The 15,139-nt window shown below is 57.8% G+C and carries 26 protein-coding genes; 8 read left to right on the top strand and 18 right to left on the bottom strand.

What is annotated here, in order from left to right:
* Position 1: 1 nt before the first annotated feature.
* The 17 genes from MF6394_RS14185 to MF6394_RS14105 form a co-directional block, all read right to left on the bottom strand.
* Entirely contained in the window at positions 2–664 is a 663-nt protein-coding gene (locus MF6394_RS14185; protein WP_078466894.1) for an HK97 family phage prohead protease, read from the bottom strand.
* An 18-nt stretch (positions 665–682) separates the two neighbouring features.
* Positions 683–1,954, bottom strand: a complete 1,272-nt coding sequence (locus MF6394_RS14180) for a phage portal protein (protein WP_078466893.1) — start codon at positions 1,952–1,954, stop codon at positions 683–685.
* A complete protein-coding gene (locus MF6394_RS14175; RefSeq protein WP_078466892.1) occupies positions 1,954–3,675 on the bottom strand; it encodes a terminase large subunit in 1,722 nt (573 codons plus the stop codon). The genes MF6394_RS14180 and MF6394_RS14175 overlap by 1 nt, the downstream gene beginning before the upstream one ends.
* Positions 3,675–4,160, bottom strand: coding sequence for a phage terminase small subunit P27 family (locus MF6394_RS14170; protein WP_078466891.1), 486 nt, complete (start codon positions 4,158–4,160; stop codon positions 3,675–3,677). Before MF6394_RS14170 ends, MF6394_RS14175 begins: the two co-directional genes overlap by 1 nt.
* Before the next feature lie 159 nt (positions 4,161–4,319).
* The gene (locus MF6394_RS14165; RefSeq protein ID WP_078466890.1) at positions 4,320–4,694 is read right to left on the bottom strand and encodes an HNH endonuclease signature motif containing protein; all 375 of its coding nucleotides are present in this window, start codon (positions 4,692–4,694) and stop codon (positions 4,320–4,322) included.
* Entirely contained in the window at positions 4,685–4,867 is a 183-nt protein-coding gene (locus tag MF6394_RS14160) for a hypothetical protein (protein WP_078466889.1), read from the bottom strand. Before MF6394_RS14160 ends, MF6394_RS14165 begins: the two co-directional genes overlap by 10 nt.
* 60 nt (positions 4,868–4,927) lie before the next feature.
* Entirely contained in the window at positions 4,928–5,260 is a 333-nt protein-coding gene (locus tag MF6394_RS14155) for a phage holin, lambda family (protein ID WP_032903643.1), read from the bottom strand.
* 310 nt (positions 5,261–5,570) lie between these two features.
* Positions 5,571–5,924: an antiterminator Q family protein gene (locus MF6394_RS14150; RefSeq protein WP_078466888.1), complete on the bottom strand. Its 354-nt coding sequence runs from the start codon at positions 5,922–5,924 to the stop codon at positions 5,571–5,573.
* A 3-nt stretch (positions 5,925–5,927) separates the two neighbouring features.
* A complete protein-coding gene (locus MF6394_RS14145) occupies positions 5,928–6,119 on the bottom strand; it encodes a hypothetical protein (RefSeq protein WP_078466887.1) in 192 nt (63 codons plus the stop codon).
* Position 6,120: 1 nt separating this feature from the next.
* Positions 6,121–6,435, bottom strand: a complete 315-nt coding sequence (locus tag MF6394_RS14140; RefSeq protein ID WP_078466886.1) for a hypothetical protein — start codon at positions 6,433–6,435, stop codon at positions 6,121–6,123.
* Positions 6,436–6,440: 5 nt separating this feature from the next.
* Positions 6,441–7,721 carry a tyrosine-type recombinase/integrase gene (locus MF6394_RS14135; RefSeq protein ID WP_078466885.1) on the bottom strand — a complete coding sequence of 427 codons (1,281 nt, stop codon included), beginning with the start codon at positions 7,719–7,721 and terminating at the stop codon, positions 6,441–6,443.
* Positions 7,718–7,990 (bottom strand): hypothetical protein, encoded by a 273-nt coding sequence (locus MF6394_RS14130; RefSeq protein ID WP_078466884.1) that lies wholly within the window; start codon positions 7,988–7,990, stop codon positions 7,718–7,720. Before MF6394_RS14130 ends, MF6394_RS14135 begins: the two co-directional genes overlap by 4 nt.
* Positions 7,987–8,403, bottom strand: a complete 417-nt coding sequence (locus tag MF6394_RS14125) for a VRR-NUC domain-containing protein (RefSeq protein WP_078466883.1) — start codon at positions 8,401–8,403, stop codon at positions 7,987–7,989. Before MF6394_RS14125 ends, MF6394_RS14130 begins: the two co-directional genes overlap by 4 nt.
* Positions 8,400–8,696, bottom strand: coding sequence for a DUF1364 domain-containing protein (locus MF6394_RS14120; protein ID WP_078466882.1), 297 nt, complete (start codon positions 8,694–8,696; stop codon positions 8,400–8,402). Before MF6394_RS14120 ends, MF6394_RS14125 begins: the two co-directional genes overlap by 4 nt.
* On the bottom strand, positions 8,693–9,379 hold the full coding sequence (locus MF6394_RS14115; protein ID WP_238597290.1) for a replication protein P: 687 nt from the start codon (positions 9,377–9,379) through the stop codon (positions 8,693–8,695). The genes MF6394_RS14120 and MF6394_RS14115 overlap by 4 nt, the downstream gene beginning before the upstream one ends.
* Positions 9,376–10,128 carry a DnaT-like ssDNA-binding domain-containing protein gene (locus tag MF6394_RS14110; RefSeq protein ID WP_078466881.1) on the bottom strand — a complete coding sequence of 251 codons (753 nt, stop codon included), beginning with the start codon at positions 10,126–10,128 and terminating at the stop codon, positions 9,376–9,378. The genes MF6394_RS14115 and MF6394_RS14110 overlap by 4 nt, the downstream gene beginning before the upstream one ends.
* Positions 10,128–10,829, bottom strand: coding sequence for a phage antirepressor KilAC domain-containing protein (locus MF6394_RS14105; protein WP_078466880.1), 702 nt, complete (start codon positions 10,827–10,829; stop codon positions 10,128–10,130). The genes MF6394_RS14110 and MF6394_RS14105 overlap by 1 nt, the downstream gene beginning before the upstream one ends.
* A 143-nt stretch (positions 10,830–10,972) precedes the next feature.
* Here MF6394_RS14105 and MF6394_RS34225 point away from each other — a divergent pair, with 143 nt between their 5' ends.
* The gene (locus tag MF6394_RS34225; protein ID WP_162552014.1) at positions 10,973–11,191 is read left to right on the top strand and encodes a hypothetical protein; all 219 of its coding nucleotides are present in this window, start codon (positions 10,973–10,975) and stop codon (positions 11,189–11,191) included.
* Positions 11,192–11,580: 389 nt separating this feature from the next.
* Here MF6394_RS34225 and MF6394_RS14090 read toward each other — a convergent pair whose 3' ends face one another.
* Positions 11,581–11,808 carry a transcriptional regulator gene (locus MF6394_RS14090; protein WP_078466877.1) on the bottom strand — a complete coding sequence of 76 codons (228 nt, stop codon included), beginning with the start codon at positions 11,806–11,808 and terminating at the stop codon, positions 11,581–11,583.
* Between the two features lie 44 nt (positions 11,809–11,852).
* Here MF6394_RS14090 and MF6394_RS14085 point away from each other — a divergent pair, with 44 nt between their 5' ends.
* From MF6394_RS14085 to MF6394_RS14060, 7 genes are all read left to right on the top strand, one after another.
* On the top strand, positions 11,853–12,581 hold the full coding sequence (locus tag MF6394_RS14085; RefSeq protein WP_238597289.1) for a LexA family protein: 729 nt from the start codon (positions 11,853–11,855) through the stop codon (positions 12,579–12,581).
* A 284-nt stretch (positions 12,582–12,865) separates the two neighbouring features.
* Positions 12,866–13,249, top strand: a complete 384-nt coding sequence (locus MF6394_RS14080) for a LuxR C-terminal-related transcriptional regulator (RefSeq protein WP_032903581.1) — start codon at positions 12,866–12,868, stop codon at positions 13,247–13,249.
* A 23-nt stretch (positions 13,250–13,272) separates the two neighbouring features.
* On the top strand, positions 13,273–13,434 hold the full coding sequence (locus MF6394_RS34145; RefSeq protein WP_158245735.1) for a hypothetical protein: 162 nt from the start codon (positions 13,273–13,275) through the stop codon (positions 13,432–13,434).
* A 305-nt stretch (positions 13,435–13,739) separates the two neighbouring features.
* The gene (locus MF6394_RS14075) at positions 13,740–14,021 is read left to right on the top strand and encodes a hypothetical protein (RefSeq protein WP_078466876.1); all 282 of its coding nucleotides are present in this window, start codon (positions 13,740–13,742) and stop codon (positions 14,019–14,021) included.
* An 11-nt stretch (positions 14,022–14,032) separates the two neighbouring features.
* Positions 14,033–14,332 carry a hypothetical protein gene (locus MF6394_RS14070; protein ID WP_238597288.1) on the top strand — a complete coding sequence of 100 codons (300 nt, stop codon included), beginning with the start codon at positions 14,033–14,035 and terminating at the stop codon, positions 14,330–14,332.
* A 91-nt stretch (positions 14,333–14,423) separates the two neighbouring features.
* Positions 14,424–14,771 carry a hypothetical protein gene (locus MF6394_RS14065; protein WP_028619156.1) on the top strand — a complete coding sequence of 116 codons (348 nt, stop codon included), beginning with the start codon at positions 14,424–14,426 and terminating at the stop codon, positions 14,769–14,771.
* A gap of 43 nt (positions 14,772–14,814) precedes the next feature.
* Positions 14,815–15,139, top strand: a 325-nt coding sequence (locus MF6394_RS14060) for a DUF2303 family protein (protein ID WP_153046011.1), incomplete at its 3' end; no start/stop codon positions are given.

Here is a 15,139-nt window from a genome sequence, read left to right as displayed (position 1 = left end):
TTTATTTTCCTACAGATGGGAAGGACTTGAGGCGATCCAGGATCGCGGTGATTTCGCCACCTTCGGAATCGCTCCGAACTGCGGACTTAATCCGGGCCACGAGGCCCAGAGCTTGCGACTTCGACAGACCGACCGAATCCCTCAGCCAGTGCTCAACGTCGCGAATAGTTGTGATCGACTCCATGGATTTCATGGACTCGATTGTTGCCAGTTCATTGGCTGGGAACGTGCAAATGCTGATCTCGCGAAGTGCCGCCACGCTCTTGAACGCGCGGCCGGTGGCGATCATGTCGAAATCGTCTTTCATGACGGTGAATCCGACAGACATGCCCTCGACAGTCTTGTGTTCCATCGCGGCGCGAAGATCGTTAGAAACAGAGAGGCCTGGCGTGAGCTCGCCGCGAACGATCAAGCCTTTGCTGTCCTCTTCAAGCGACTGCCATTTACCCACGGGCAAACCGTAGGTTTGATGGTTGAAGAACATCCCAACCTGCCGGCTCTGCGTGCTTAAGGCTTTTTTAAAGGCGCCTGGAAGGATGATGTCTCCATCCGAATCGATCACATCGAAAACGCTGGCATATCCCTCGAAAACCCCGGCCCTTCCGCCGGAATCGAATTTGATCTCAGCCTCAGCGAACGCCAGGGTCTTTTGGATGTTTGACATTTGGCAGCTCCAGAAAAACTAAACCCCGCTGGGTGCGGGGCTTGTTTGACCAAGTTGGGTAAGCGGTACGTTCTGCGACTGCCTGGTGGCGACATCGCCACCGGCAACGGGTGGCCGGTTGTTGACTCGCCTGCCTTCGTTGATCGTCAGCAAGCCGGTATCAACCAGCGTTTTCATGTAGTTCGCCCTGGCGGTAGAGTCACCACTGAGAAGTCCGTCGCGGTTGTGCTCAGCATGAACCCGACCAAGATCAGACGGCTTTACCAGCCAGCGCAGGATGCTGCACTCCCAGATCTCCAAGTAGGGATCAAGCGCGTACTGTAGGAAACCGAGGTTCTGTTGCTCGATACCGGAGCCCCAACTGGTGGACTTTTCAACATCGCCCACCAGGTGGGGAGGCACACCAAAGAATCGGGCCAGCTCGCTAACCTGAAATTTCCGCGCAGCCATCGTTTCAGCGTCCTGCGGACTCACACCAATAGCCTGGGTGGTAAAGCCGCCCTCAAGGATCCACAACCGCTTTTTCACCGGACCGCCGGATATCTCCTTGAAGTTCTCTTCAACCTGGGCGCGCTGTTCTTTATTGAGAACCTTGCCATCACCGGTCATCAGCAACTGCGGAGACTTCGCCCCGTTCGCGTAGAAGTCTCGCTGCTGATCCTCCATGGCCACCGCCACACCTGCGCTCTTAGCCGCAAACGCGATCGGGGAAAGCCCTACGAGACCATTGAAGCCAAACCCCTTGAGGTGGAAGATTTCTGATTGTTTGAAGTCCGCGTACTCATTGTCGCGGCGATATCGATACACAACCTTGCGGCCTTCAAGCCTGACGTCCATGTTGGCTGAAAGAAGCGGGACAAGACTGATCACATCCCCGGTGCTATTGCGCTCGATCAGTGCGTAAGCGTTGCCGTAATAACAGAGCTGCATTGTCATCGACACGCGGAAATCAAAGGCGGTCATGAAAGAGTTGGGGCTATACCGCAGCAACCGCGCCAGGGGATTATTAAGATCCGCCTTCCTGCGGTCATCACCCGTCGTTTCAAATACATCCAAGGGCATGCACGCGGTAACGCTGGATATCAGCCTTACACATGCGAACACCGTGGATATCTGGAGCGAACGCTCATCGTTTACGACCGAATCACCCACTACACCCTGGGCTGATACTGGGCCTGTCTGCGAACCTTTTTCAGGTGTAACCAGGCGGCCGCCGACAAAGAAGCTCGCCATACGCGCCCAGAAGGGACTGCGCGTGCGCAAGTCGATGCTGTAGTCGGTATCTGCCATTACATGCTCATCGGTCTGGAGAGGAAGTCGTCGACAGAACCTTGCACCTCAGCGTTCGCCAGGATGCGGCCTATCGTCATGATCAGCGCCACAGCGCCGTCGATCTTGTTGTCATCGCCCTGTTTAATAGGGCGCACGACGTCATCGTTGCCGGGCAAGTTCTTGCCGATAACGTTGCCGATACACCAGGTCATGATCGGATTACCGTCATGATGAAACCGGCCCGCCTCAATAGCGGCCTCCAGTTCTTTCATCGGGTCCGACATGTTGGTGTAGTTCTGCGTGATCGTGACCGGGTTGAACCCCTGGTCATCCAGGTCGTGGCTTAAGCCCGTAGCCCCGTGCGGGTCAATTGGGCATTCACGCACTGGGGCGTGGTGATTCGCCTCCTTGGTGTCCTCAAGGATCTCGCGGTAGTCGACCTCGGCACCGTCAGTCACATCCAGATGCTTGGAGTGAATCCAGGCCTGGAAGCGCTCAGCCATACGTTTGTTGTCAGTGTTGAAGGCTGTGTCATAGGGAACCCAGAACTTCGGCGCAATGCTGTAGTAGTGGTTCTTCCCATCAATGACGCGCCAGAACAACCTGGCCCTCGAGTTCATATCGAGCTTGCGCGCCAAGTCGAAGCCGGCAATCCACTCCTGCCCCTCGAATTGTTCAAGGGTGAGAGAGGTGTCTTCGCAGGCCTTCCAGCTTTCCATGTTGTAGAAGCCGGACTTGGCGCTCACCCAGAGGTTGAGGTGCTTCGTCTTGAAGGTGTTGGCAAAGCGCGCAGAGCGAATGGCCCTGGCCTGCTGACTCTCCAGGTATTCCTGAAACACTGACACGCCGTGGTTCGGGTTGGCCTTGGCCAGCATCTTCGGATCGGTCCAGTCGTCGCCCTCGTCGAGCGTCCAAATCCAGCCGAACAACTCCTCGTCCGGCACGGTACCGGCCAGCATCTCGACGACCTGGCGGCGTTTGTCGTAGCAGGGGCCTTCAATGTCAGCGCCGGCAGTGGTGATGATGAACATCAAAGGCTGACGCCGCGCGCCCATGCCGGTGAGCATGGTGTCGTACTGGGCTGACGTTGGGTGCTCGTGGTATTCGTCGACGATGGCGCAGCTTGGCGACGCGCCGTCGCCGGGGTTGCCGATCAAGGGTTCGAAGCGGCTGAAGTCGGACGGAATGTTCATGTTCGAGGCGTTCACCTCGATGCCGGCGGCCTGAATCAGCATCGGCGACTTGCTGACCATCAGCTTGGCGGGCCGGAAAACCTCCCACGCTTGCTTCTCTGTGGTCGCACCGGCATACACCTCGGCGCCGAACTCGCCATCGGCGACGAACATACTGATGCCTACGCCGCCGGCGACAACCGATTTTCCGTTCTTCCGGGGCACTTCCCAGTAGCTTTCACGGAACCGGCGGTGCCCGCCCTTCTTCTTGACCCAGCCGAATGTCACGGCCAGGCCGAAAAGTTGCCAAGGCTCCAGCGTAATCAGCTGACGCTTGAATGCCCACTCGCCCTTGGTGTGCGGGAGCAGCTGCATCAGCTTGAGCTTTTTTTCTGCCTTGGCTGGGTCGAACTTGAAACGGAACGCGCGTTTGCGGCTCGCCGCAAGATCATCGAAGTGGCGCTGCACTGCCTGGTGGATATAACGGCATGCCGGGACCTTGCCGCGGAGCAATGACCGACCCCACGCCATTGCCTTATCGACATTGGGGTGGGCAGATTTGGTCATCAGGTTCTCAGCAAGTTGGCAAATTCGTTGGTTTCTTTCTCCTTGTTGCCGCCGATCAGTCGTGTGCGACTGGCCGGGTCTAGGCCCAGCATCGAACCGAACGTCACCATCTGGCGCATCGTTTCGTTCGCGGCGGTAAGTGCGGGGTTCTTCATAGGCCCACCAGTGGCACCGGCGACGACGATGCCATGCAACTGGATCGATTCCTGCGCAAGGCGCCAGTTGTCGTATGCGCTACAGAAGGCCTCGACGTTGTGCAAGTCCGTGATCGCCACCACGTTCTCCCGCAACAGCTCCGGGACAATCATGTTCCACATGGTGGCGGCCCGCGGGCTGAACCACTCCGGCGGGTCGATCTGGGTGATCTTGGAAAACTGCGGCTCGGCTGTATTCAGCGCACGCTTGCCAGGGTTTCCGGCGAGTGCTTTCTTGGCCGTTGGCTTGGGTTTGCGACCACGGCCGGCGACCGTGGCGGTGCCTCCCATCGCGCAACTCCTGAATTTTTAATTTCGCGGGTGTGAAAAAACGATTGAGGGCGCGGTCTAGAAGCGAAAAGGCCCAGACTTTCGACCCTCCCCCTCCCTTTCTGCGAGAATCGTTCTCATTTGATCGCTTTCCACTGATTTTCGGTCGATTTTCTGTTTTCAGCGCCGTGAATTTCCGAAACCACCATCCTCGGAGGCAGTTTTGCTGGAGTGGCACGGACCACACAGGCTCTGCCAGTTGTCACGATCCCAGAACAGGGTCATGTCACCTTTGTGCGGGATGATGTGGTCAACATCCGTCGCCGCGACCACCTTGCCTACCTGCTCGCAGCACCTGCATAGCGGATGCTTGGCCAGCCAGCCTGCCCGAGCCTGCTGCCACTTATAGTTGTAGTGGCGCTTGGTGCTGCTCTCTCGAGGCTTGGCCCAGGTCGAGCTCTTGAGTAGGTGAGCGTGATCATCACAGTACCGAGGGTTGCGGGTCAGCGTATTGCAGCCCTGGGCGTTGCACGGCTTCTGCGGTCTCAGCGGCACGGGGTGCCATCCATGTACGTCAACGGGCGGGCATCAGGGTCTTGCTCGGCTTGATCCTCTGCCAGCGCCTGGATCAGTAGCGCTTGGTGCGTCTCCATCCGCTCCAGCAGCGCGGTCTGTTTCTTCATCTCGGCCAGCATCTCGGCCTGTAAGCAGTTCGCTTGCTCGCTCATAGGCCAGCCTCTTCATCTTGTTGAACCATTCGCGCCGGGCGGCGCATCCACTGCAAGCCATCACTCAGACTTGCGACTGGGAAACTTGAACTCCGCAACCCGATCAGCAAAGTCGGCCAGCTTCTTAACACCCAAGAATCCGATAAACACACCGGCCGCCGTCGCAAGGTTCTGCGGCAGCCCGAAGTACTCAAGGACCGGGATCAGTCCGATCGTGATCAAGGTGCAGATTGCGGCCTCGAGCAGAGCCTGGCGCCGGGTCCCGCCGCCGTAGATGATCCTGATACCAGCCATCAATGCAGATAAGCCTGCGGCATATAGAGTCGGCGAATGCTGACTCAGCCATGCAAGCACGATGAGCCAGGTATCTGGTTTGTCTGGCATGTTCGACATCTCAGGTTCCTCCCTTTAGGGGAGTGAATAGATCGGCCCCAACAGCACTCCCAGCTCAGCGCGATGGATGTGGTGGAGCCGAAAACGAAAAAGCCCCGGCAAATGCCGAGGCTCGATATGGGCGGAGATGGAGACCCTGTCAGGCCTCTGTCGTGGCGTTTCCCTCCAGTCCCCACGCTGACTGTTACCCCTGCACGTTGCCGCCGGGCTTTGATCATCTCCAGAAAGCAAAAAGCCCAACTCTAGGGTCGGGCTTTGCTCGCGGAAAAACCGCAAAGTAACTTAAATCTATATATCGTCCCCGGTCCTGTCAAGCAGCCTGGCGACGAATATCTAAAGCTCCATCAATCCACGCAACACCCGCCTTCCAGAGCTGCCGCGTCTTCTCTTCTCCGAAGCCCATCTTCTTGCCAACCTCCATTAAGGAGCTGTCGAGCCTAGTGTAGTACTTCATCAACACCTGGCCGCATTCCGGGTAACGCTTAAGCAGCCGCCCCATCAGACCATCAATCATCAGAGCGTCGTCGTCAGTGATCATCGGCGACAGGATGGTGTTCTCTCGGGATGCGCAGCAGGACACGCCAGAACCCAGCACGACCCAGCGGCCCCAGTGCTCAAGCAGATCCTCGGCGGTACGCTCTTTAAATGTCGGTGTGAAGGCCATGGCTCAATCCCCTGCTTGTCTGTTGATAAAGCGGCGACCTGGGCGCGCCAAGACCATGTCCTGGCACGCGTGGATCGCCCTGCAAAACTCATCGCGCTCCATCGGATGTTCGGTTGGGAGCTTTAGGTACTCGTTCCACACGCCGGCAAGAAGGCCAGCGATAAACGCTTCGCGGTCAGTCAATACGATCGGCATGTCAGTCCCCTGTGAAGTTAGTGCCGCCGGCGCCGCGACGGTTGTTCTGTTCGTACTGCTGGTGCGCACCACCAGCAGCGCGGTTCGCCTTGGCAATCTCGTCCAGCGCCTCACGCAGTCTGGTGTTAAGCACCTGCACAACATCGATGAGCGGCAGCGCTTTAAGCGTTCTCCCGCAAACCCAGCCAGAGGCATGGCAGTTCTCGCAGGTCATTTGATGAAAGACACCCGTGTAAATGCCAGTGCCTCGGCAAACGGAGCACTCAACGATGAACTTCAATTCCCGGCGAAAGGCGGGGCCATGCTGCTTTTTCATCGTTTTTAAACCTCGCCTATGGTTGATTCTTGAATGGCCTTGCAGCCCTTGTTTTCCGTGGCTTCCAGCGAATCACCGGAATCTCCCGTTCTAACGCCGGTCAACCCGTGAATCAGGGCAAAGCCACGCTGGTCTAGATGCGCGTGCCACTTCTCCAAGGCATCGCGCTTGCGCCCCATCACGTCGGATTGGATGTACACCTTCACGTTGTGACCCATGGCATGGTTAATCAGCAGCTCACCGATCAAGTGGTCGATGCCGATATCTGCCCAACCGGTGCGGGCCACCTTGCGCAGGTCGTGGCTGGTCCACTCACCACGTCCCAGGCGCGTGAACACGGCACTGGCCTGGCCCTCGCCCAGTGGCTTGCCGTTGCGGGCCGGGAATACGTACTGCCCGTCGTAGCCATTGGCGTACTGCCATTCGCGGTAACGCTTCAGGATTTCGCACATCTGCTCGGTCAGCGGCAGGTGATGCTCGACGCCGGTCTTGGTGTGGTCGCCAGGGATGAACCACTCGCGCTCGGCCAGGCTAACGTGCGGCCACTGGGTCAACCGGCTTTCACCGATCCGGGTGCCGTGGCACAGCATCAGTAGGGCCAGCATTGCATCACGCGGAGCTGAGACGAACACGCCAGCCAGTTGCTTGAGCACTTCAGGTAACTGGACGCCACGCAGCCGGGACGGCTTGATCCCTACCTTGGCCTTGGAGAAGTCGCTGAACTTGATGCCGGCCATGGGATTGGAGGCGATGAGGCCCAGTTTGAATGCCTGGCGAAAGGCCAGGGCCAGGAGCTGGAACACCAGGCGCACGTAGTCGATGGACAGCGTCTCCTGCAATGGCCACATCAACTGGCTGTCCAGTGTGGCCTTGTCGACTCCATTAAGGGGGAGGTCACCCAGTCGCGGAATCAGGTGGCACTTGACAGCCGAGGCGCCGGTTTTCTTGCGCTTGCTCGACAGGTTGCGATCACGGGCCATGCGCTCGGCGTACCAGGCCAGCAACTCACCGACTGTGCCCCACTTCGAAAGACTGGAGCCCTCGCCCGCTTCCAGGCGCAGGCGAATGGCCGGGAGTGCCGCGACAACCTGCTTGGTGCTGAGGTCGGGGTACCAACCGATCAGGTTCCACTCGCGCTTTTTGACCAAGTACCAGGACGCGCGGTCACGGGCCTTGGTGAAGCGCAGGTAAAGGCCGCGGTTGTCTGTGTCCCGCAGATCCCGCGCGGCGCCGGCGGCCTGGCGCTTGATCTCAGCATCGGTGATCTTCACCGCTGAAGTCTTCACGCCGATAACCCTCTGGACTTCTGCTGCTCTATGGATGCGCCGCCATCCAAGGGCATTAACTCGGCAGTGCCGTAAGCTGTATTCAGGGGAGCGATCAGCGGATGGGTAACAAGCCAACCTAAGGTCGGCAAAACAAAAGGGTAGCCTTTCATCGTCAGCGTCTGGCCCTTCTCGAGGCGCCCAACGATTTCTACCTGGCTTCCTTGTGGGATGTCAGCGTCAAAAACTAGTGTCAGCGCCAAATCGCCCGGCTTGAAGTTATGGCTCATGCGGCAGCCCTCGTTTGTGGTTGGAGTAGGTAGGCCCGGATTGCCTCAATGGCGTCGAAGTGCCCGCGGCAGACGATGGCCAGGTAACCCTGATCGGTCAGCGCCTGAAGGTATGCGTCCTGGGCCGGGGAAACGGCGGCGTCATGCGGCGCCGTGGCCTTAAATTCGATGTACAGACCGAAGTACCCGCCGCGGGCCATTGGCAGTATCAGGTCGGGAACACCCGCCTTCACGCCCTGCTCTTTCAGCTTGATCGCCACCAGCTTGTGCCGGTGGCCACCGTTCGGGACGTGAAAAATCAGCTTGGCGGCGACTGGGTAACGCAGCGCGACCTCCTTGAGCAACGCGGCCTGCTCCAGGCCCTCACGGTCGATGGACTTGGCGCGCACTGGCTTTGCAATGAATGGCTTCAAAGTTTTACCTTCCCTTCACTGATCAGGATGTCTTGGGTGCGCATGACGCCTTCGGCGAGGAACAGGCGGACCTCGTATTTGGTCAGCTCCCCGGGCGCACGCAGGCGTCCGTCGGCAATGTCGTGGCAGTAGCCACAGGCCCAGGCCGCCTGGAAGTCGTTGGGTTTCATGCCCATGCCGCAAGTACCGGCCAGGCGGTAGTGCGCCAGGACTGTGGTGGACGGCTCGCAAGAACAGCCAGGGAACCGAACCTGGCAGTCACGATCACGCGCGGCCTGGGTGAGCTTGCTCATTGGGAGCCACCCGCAAGCTTGGCGCGGAGCTCGGCCAGTGCCCCCCTCCCCACTTCTGGGGTGATTCGCCCATCAACCTTTGCCGGCAACGCCTTGGGCATTGGCTGAAGCGGCAATCCATCAAGCAGACGGCGAGTTGTTATCGTGTAGTTACGCTCGAATAACTTGAGGCTGAGCGCAGTGTCGAGCTTGTTCAGGCTCTCAAACCCGCACTCTTTGGCCGTGTGCCATACCGCGTCGTGCGACCACTTCCCCTGGCCGGCCATGCTCGGGTGAGCATTTCGGACAGCTTCGCGATGAGCGTCCGCAAGCGATGGCAGTCCGAGCATTTCGGGCGAAGGCTTGCACCACTCGATGAACTGACCAGGGCTAGGGATGAAATCGGAAACCTGCTTACGAGCCTTGATCATGCCGAACTCGATCTGCCCCTGAGTGCGAATGCCTTCGTCGAGGAACGCCTGCATCCACTGGACCTTCGCAGCCCGGTAGGTCTCCTTATCGGGCCATGCCTGGCGCCAGGCTGAGCGGATCAGGCGAAGCTCAGTGAATAGGTCGTTGATCGCGGAGGCCATTTGGCGGCGGCCTTCGTCCTGGGGCGAAGCGCTTTCGTCTGCCGAGATAAATTCGCCTGCCTTGGGGTTGGCCCAAAGGCCCTGGGTTACGGCGGATACTTGCTTCATCATGATTGCACCCCGTTCTGCCAGTCAGTGCTGTCATCGTCGAAGTCGGAGGCTGGTACGGTCTTCTGCCGAATGGGCGTGACGTTGTTCGCTGCAGCGCGGACCTTGTCGTTGTTCACCCACTTGACCAACATGCTCACCCATTCGGCCTGGGTGTTTACTTGGTGTTGAGGTTCGTAGTGAGCAGTGAACGCGATGCGCACCTCTTCGGTGAACAGATCGAGTGCCAAGCCGCGGTGGAATGCGTAGGTGGTCAGTAATTTTTCGTCCGGCACCCAATCGAGCGTCATCTCGCTTGGCATTCGAGGGTCGACAGGCTCCTGCGCAGAGATAGGGTTTTGATCTTCTCTTCTCTTCTCTTCTTTAGGTAACGCACCGCTAACGTTTGAACCGTTACCTTTTGCGTTACTTGCCTTGTGGTTAGCCACACGCTTTGCCGTGAGAAGCCTGTTTTTAGCGGTCTTGCCGTTGTGACGGTCGAAATGAGGAAGGCTGATAACACCGTCCACCTCGATCATCCAGGCCACCGATTTCATGTGCTCGCAGAAACCGATAACGCCAACCAGACGATCAAGTAACTTTTTGCTAACGCTTGGAGCGTTACCGTTTTCTGTTTGTTGGTCGAACCAGCCCCATACGCGCATCAGTTTTCCGACGACGGCATCCGGGTCGATGTCAGCCAAGTCCGCGATCTGGCAAACCTCGGGCTTGTCCAAGGTGGTGAGTTCGAATTTGATCCAGTCGCCGGCCATTACGCGGCCTCCTGCAGAAGTTCAGCGAGGCGTGTAAGCCCCTTGGGGGTGATCATTGGATCGAAGGCGGCACGCTCTAGACCGGTCTCTGGATCAGGCTTCAATGCAGTGACCTTATGGGTCATATGTCCGGAAGTGATACGTGGCTGGTATGCAACCCAGCGCTTGCATCCATGGCGGCGGAAGATCCAACGATTCTGTTCGAGCCATGCAAAGAGCCGAGACGGTGCAATGCCAAGCTGTTTGGCCGCGTCAGTGATGCAGATAGCTCCACCGGCGGCAGCCAAACGCTTGATAGCCGCCACCTTTGGCGCCTGGACTGAAACGAGTCGCTGAAGCTCACCGTTCTTTTCGGCCAGGTCAGCCGCGAGACGCAGCGCGTCTGGGAGGGTTTGAGGAATAACTACGTGTCGCGACACGCTTTCAAGTTCGCCAAGACGTGTCACGACACGATGACGGAGCGGAATGCTGTAGCCGGTCAGTAGCGTTTCGGTGAGGATGCGGTCGAGTAGGAACTCGGCGGTGTAGCCGCGACCATCCTTCTCTTCCTGAAGATGGAGCAAAGTTGCGCCATCTTTCTGAAGGGCATCACGCATCACGCGGATATCACGAATGACGTCCTTGTGCTGCTTGCCAGTGAGATCAGCGATCTCCCGGCTCGACATGGTGACGGTATTGCTTGGAGCAACAAGTGTGTTCATAATGGCCCCACTGTGTTTTACAAGTTGTTGAAAGAGCCGGGTTGCAGCCCGGCTTTTTTGTGCCTGCGATTCAGGCGTTATGGGTGTCCGGCGCATCCGTGGTAGCTTTTTGCTTCCACACGAAAAGGTCACGGAGACCGGACATGAAAAAGATCAAAGCGCTCTGGGCGCGCTGGAAGGTCAAGCATTGGGACAAGAGCGTGTACACGTACGATGGCGGTGACTTCGGGATGCTTGGTTTCAACAGCCCTCCGCTGAGAGCGTTCTGGGAAAAGCGCGGACCAAGCATCAAGAAGGCATTCATTTGGCTATTCCTTGTCATTGCTGGTGGCGTTATCACCAAGCTTGTCGGTCTGGCCTAAGGCACCCTTCCGCACCAATTCAGCAGCCATATCGAGAAATCGAAGTTTTTCCAGCCTGGACATTCCGGAGTCGAAAGACACATGTGTCAGCGGGAAAACTTCAGCTCGAGGTGCCTTCGCGCTGGAAGTGAAAAACCCTACGAAAAAGCCAAACGCACCTGCGCCGAAGACGGCACAAGCGATCAGGACTCCGGAGGAAATCATTTGAATCTCCGCGAATCGAGGACGCCATGGCAGAGCATTGCCGCGTAAAACTCAGCACGGCTCTGCACGTCCGTTTTGATCAAGGTTTTCTCCTCTGCCATCTCTATTCCCTTCCTATGCACTGTATGAATTAACAGCTGATCCAGAATCTCTATCTGGGCGGCCTCGAATTCCGGAGAATTACCTCAGCCAGCGAGTTCTTCATTTGGATAAAGGTCGGGCCTCAGCTCAAAGCGAGTGACCTTCCCGCCCACCGCTCGCTCGAACGGAATAACGAGGTCGGCAGGGATGCGTTTATTGCGGTGAACGCACTGCCAAATACGTGGCTGGCTGGTGCTACACCGGCGTGCAAGCTCAGCCTGTCCACCAGCTAGTCTCACCACCTCGTCGATTGGCCTTTCTTTGTTTGGCATGTCAGCTGCCTCAATGGGTCGTGGAAGGAATGATAACCTAAGTTATGGATATGACCAACACATGTTATTTGATGAGCGATAACACATGTTTTAATCTCGCTCACATGGAAAACAGAACCGAAACGCTTAAAGACCGGGTACTCACCACGCGATTGAAACGAGAGTTAAGCCAACAGCAGTTGGCTGACATTGCAGGAGTGAGCCAGGTGACGATTCAGCACCTGGAGAGCGGGAGGAATCAGACATCCAAGAAGCTTGTAGAAATCGCGAGAGCACTTCGTGTGTCCGCAGAGTGGCTGATGAGCGGCGCTTCACCTTCAAAAACGGCCGACGATCAATTTGAATCAAATGTCGGGCTAGCCCCTCAGCCGCGGAGATCATTCGAATATCCAGAGTTAAGCTGGGTGCAAGCGGGAGCTGCTAAGGAGTCTGTGCAGGAACTGAATCTGGCGGACTGCGAAAGGCACTCATCAGAGGCCTGGGCAGGTGAGAATGGATTTTGGCTGAGGGTGGTCGGCCCTTCGATGACCCCAATATTTCAGGAGGGAATGGTCATCCTCGTGGCGCCGGACATCGAGCCTGAGAACGGGCAATACGTTGTAGCTCGCATGATCGACACCGATGAGGCAACCTTTAAGCAATTCATTCGCGATTCCGGAAGATATTATCTGAAGCCGCTGAACCCATCATTTCCCACAACCCCGATGGATGATACGTGGGAGATTGTAGGAACCGTCATTGATGGGAAGCTTGCCAAGTCTGTGTTCCGATAAAATTCACTCCTGAAAAAAACCTGCCGCTGAGCAGGTTTTTTTTCGCCTGGGATAAATTTAATAACTTAGGTTATTGACAGAAAGCAAACCTGAGTTATTATCTGATCCATAACTTAGGTTATCAAACGACTGGTGAAGCCGCCAGATAGCACGGGATCAGCGAAGTGATCTCCCAGCCCCGGATAACGGGACCGACTGGACCAAGTTCTTTAAGCAGAACGGAAGATTTCACTGGCTGGCCTTGGCGACAGGGCCAGACAGGAAACCAACCGGGAGTCACATTGATGGAAGCAACAATCGTCAGCGGCGCATGGAAGGGTCATCTCGGACGCGGCCTTGCGCCAAAGGAAGTTCAGTACCTGCTGGGCACCGCCCAGGGCAAGACAGCAAAAGAGATCGCACGCCAGTTCGACGTGGCGGCCTGCACCGTGGCCAAGCGTCTTTCCTGCGCCATGTTCAAGCTCGGCGTGACCCGCCAGACAGCGGCGGTCGCCGAAGCCATGCGCCGGCAGATCATCTCGCCGATGTGCTTTGTGCTGGCCAGCCTGATCGCCATGCACGCAATGATCGGTGACGACTCTATGCGTCGTGACCGCCGAGTACCGGAACGCCGTACCGCCCAGGTGCGGATGGTGCGCCGGGCCGAACAACCCGTGTTGCTCGCCTAATTCATCCACCAGAGGCACCCACCATGAAGCACGCAACAGCAATCTCCCAGCTCGACACCCACGCATCCAACTGCGAAAACAACGCAGCCATCCAGGAGCGCGAAGGCGAACACGAAAGTGCCGCCACCAACCGTTCCAACGCTGCCGACTACCGCCAGGCAATCGAAGCGCTGCAGGCCGAATAAGCATCGCCTCTGCCCATTCTTTGAGTGGGCTTTGGGATGCGGACGCCAACCCAGCAGACGCTGGCCACCTGCATTCAACCCACTCAGCACGGAGGATTGGCAGCCATGTGAACCACAACGAACCCTAGACGCTACAGCGTCGACCGCGTGACGTAGGGAGGTCTACGAAGCGCACTGAAAGCCCGGTTTCGACTGGGCTTTTTTACGACTTGCCTTTACCCGCCAGCACCCTCCCCTGGGCCCAACGGCACATACCAGGCGGTCAGGGTGCTGACGAATAAACGCAACCCACTGAGGTATCCACCATGCACGCATCAATTCAACAGCGCGTAGACGGGGTTGCGGCCCTGCACGTTCGCTCCCGCATCGCCACCGAAGACTTCTACGCCATCATCGGCAAGGAGCAACCCGTGCAGAAGATTCGCTTTCAGATCCGCACCGCCGGCAATGCTTACCACATCGTGGAGCTCGCCACCGACAAGGTGAAGGGCTTCCGCTGGACATGGAAAGAGGCCAGTAACTTCGCCCAGGCCCTGGAGTCTCGTGCAGACGGCGTGAAGGTAACGCTCTCGGTCGGTGCGCAATGATCGGCGAGCCAATGCCGGATCCACGGCACTCGATTATCGACAACCTGAACCAGCAGCTGGAAGCGTTCTTCGGCTCTGGCAAGAAAGCCCAGGTCATACCGAACGGCGTTGGTGTGGACGGTCCCTACAACGGCACCACGGCACACCACGAACGCCTGCGCAAAGAACGCGACAAGCTTGCACCGGCCGTACGCGCCGAAGCAGCCAAGGGTGTCGTGGCCAGCGTGGCAGCGAAGAACCTGGGCATGCACATCAAGCGCGTGACGCTGATCGCCCAGGAGAACGGCTTCAAGTTCGCCAACATCCCATGAGGCGCTTAAGCAACCAGGTGCGCCAACGCCTTCGCCAATCGCAATTCAGCCTACCACCCAGCGGCCTCTTGGCCACCCCGGAGAAACAGCCATGTCCACAGCAACAGATACAGCCGAGTTTCTTGAAGAACTCAACGGCGGCGCCTTCGCCAGCCAAATCGGTCACGCCATCTCCGAAGTAGCCGCGGGGGTCGTTGACCATGGCAAGGCGGGGAAGCTGGTGATCACTCTGGATTTCAGCCAGATCGGCGAATCGCACCAGGTGAAGATCAAGCACAAGCTCGACTACAAGGTGCCAACCAAACGCGGCACCCGCAGCGAAAACACCAGCCTCGATACGCCAATGCACGTGGGGACCGGTGGCCGCGTGACCCTCTTCGCGGAAAAGCATGACCAACTGTTCAGTCGCGATGACGCACCAATTCCCAAACGCACCTGATTCACCCCGCTCACCCTCCCTCCGCAATCCAAGGAAATAAGCGATGTCACTCACCAAAGATGCAATTCAGCTGATCACCGATACGGCGCTGGAAGCCAACGGCAAGAAGCTGGAAACATTGGTCCCTACCGTGGTGCTTCCGGAAAGCTCGAAAGTCATCGACTTGGAGAAGTTTCAGTCCGGCCGTAGCCGCTTCCGTGGCACCTACAGCACCCATTCGCTGGCAGACTTCAGCACCTATGTGGTGGAACGCGCAGAACCAGGCGCGCGCGGCTTCATCGACCAAGACGCAATGAGCTGTGTCCTGCTGTTCAACCTGGGCACCACTGGCGAACCCGGCCATGCCGATGACCGCGCCGTCCTCAAGC

This window comes from Pseudomonas sp. MF6394 (assembly GCF_002018845.1).
Lineage (GTDB): Bacteria > Pseudomonadota > Gammaproteobacteria > Pseudomonadales > Pseudomonadaceae > Aquipseudomonas > Aquipseudomonas lactis.
The sequence above is the reverse complement of the archived record's forward strand: the minus strand, read 5'-3'. Positions and strand labels throughout refer to the sequence as shown.

Excerpts from the sequence above, each read along its gene's own strand:
- MF6394_RS14120 (WP_078466882.1), bottom strand. The coding sequence starts at position 8,696 with ATGAGCAAGCTCACCCAGGCCGCGCGTGATCGTGACTGCCAGGTTCGG.
- MF6394_RS14140 (WP_078466886.1), bottom strand. The coding sequence starts at position 6,435 with ATGAAAAAGCAGCATGGCCCCGCCTTTCGCCGGGAATTGAAGTTCATC.
- MF6394_RS14185 (WP_078466894.1), bottom strand. The coding sequence starts at position 664 with ATGTCAAACATCCAAAAGACCCTGGCGTTCGCTGAGGCTGAGATCAAA.
- MF6394_RS14085 (WP_238597289.1), top strand. The coding sequence starts at position 11,853 with ATGGATATGACCAACACATGTTATTTGATGAGCGATAACACATGTTTT.
- MF6394_RS14130 (WP_078466884.1), bottom strand. The coding sequence starts at position 7,990 with ATGAGCCATAACTTCAAGCCGGGCGATTTGGCGCTGACACTAGTTTTT.
- MF6394_RS14160 (WP_078466889.1), bottom strand. The coding sequence starts at position 4,867 with ATGAGCGAGCAAGCGAACTGCTTACAGGCCGAGATGCTGGCCGAGATG.
- MF6394_RS34225 (WP_162552014.1), top strand. The coding sequence starts at position 10,973 with ATGAAAAAGATCAAAGCGCTCTGGGCGCGCTGGAAGGTCAAGCATTGG.
- MF6394_RS14065 (WP_028619156.1), top strand. The coding sequence starts at position 14,424 with ATGTCCACAGCAACAGATACAGCCGAGTTTCTTGAAGAACTCAACGGC.
- MF6394_RS14155 (WP_032903643.1), bottom strand. The coding sequence starts at position 5,260 with ATGTCGAACATGCCAGACAAACCAGATACCTGGCTCATCGTGCTTGCA.
- MF6394_RS14115 (WP_238597290.1), bottom strand. The coding sequence starts at position 9,379 with ATGATGAAGCAAGTATCCGCCGTAACCCAGGGCCTTTGGGCCAACCCC.
- MF6394_RS14170 (WP_078466891.1), bottom strand. The coding sequence starts at position 4,160 with ATGGGAGGCACCGCCACGGTCGCCGGCCGTGGTCGCAAACCCAAGCCA.
- MF6394_RS14105 (WP_078466880.1), bottom strand. The coding sequence starts at position 10,829 with ATGAACACACTTGTTGCTCCAAGCAATACCGTCACCATGTCGAGCCGG.
- MF6394_RS14075 (WP_078466876.1), top strand. The coding sequence starts at position 13,740 with ATGCACGCATCAATTCAACAGCGCGTAGACGGGGTTGCGGCCCTGCAC.
- MF6394_RS14180 (WP_078466893.1), bottom strand. The coding sequence starts at position 1,954 with ATGGCAGATACCGACTACAGCATCGACTTGCGCACGCGCAGTCCCTTC.
- MF6394_RS14070 (WP_238597288.1), top strand. The coding sequence starts at position 14,033 with ATGCCGGATCCACGGCACTCGATTATCGACAACCTGAACCAGCAGCTG.
- MF6394_RS14090 (WP_078466877.1), bottom strand. The coding sequence starts at position 11,808 with ATGCCAAACAAAGAAAGGCCAATCGACGAGGTGGTGAGACTAGCTGGT.
- MF6394_RS14080 (WP_032903581.1), top strand. The coding sequence starts at position 12,866 with ATGGAAGCAACAATCGTCAGCGGCGCATGGAAGGGTCATCTCGGACGC.
- MF6394_RS14145 (WP_078466887.1), bottom strand. The coding sequence starts at position 6,119 with ATGCCGATCGTATTGACTGACCGCGAAGCGTTTATCGCTGGCCTTCTT.
- MF6394_RS14175 (WP_078466892.1), bottom strand. The coding sequence starts at position 3,675 with ATGACCAAATCTGCCCACCCCAATGTCGATAAGGCAATGGCGTGGGGT.
- MF6394_RS34145 (WP_158245735.1), top strand. The coding sequence starts at position 13,273 with ATGAAGCACGCAACAGCAATCTCCCAGCTCGACACCCACGCATCCAAC.
- MF6394_RS14110 (WP_078466881.1), bottom strand. The coding sequence starts at position 10,128 with ATGGCCGGCGACTGGATCAAATTCGAACTCACCACCTTGGACAAGCCC.
- MF6394_RS14150 (WP_078466888.1), bottom strand. The coding sequence starts at position 5,924 with ATGGCCTTCACACCGACATTTAAAGAGCGTACCGCCGAGGATCTGCTT.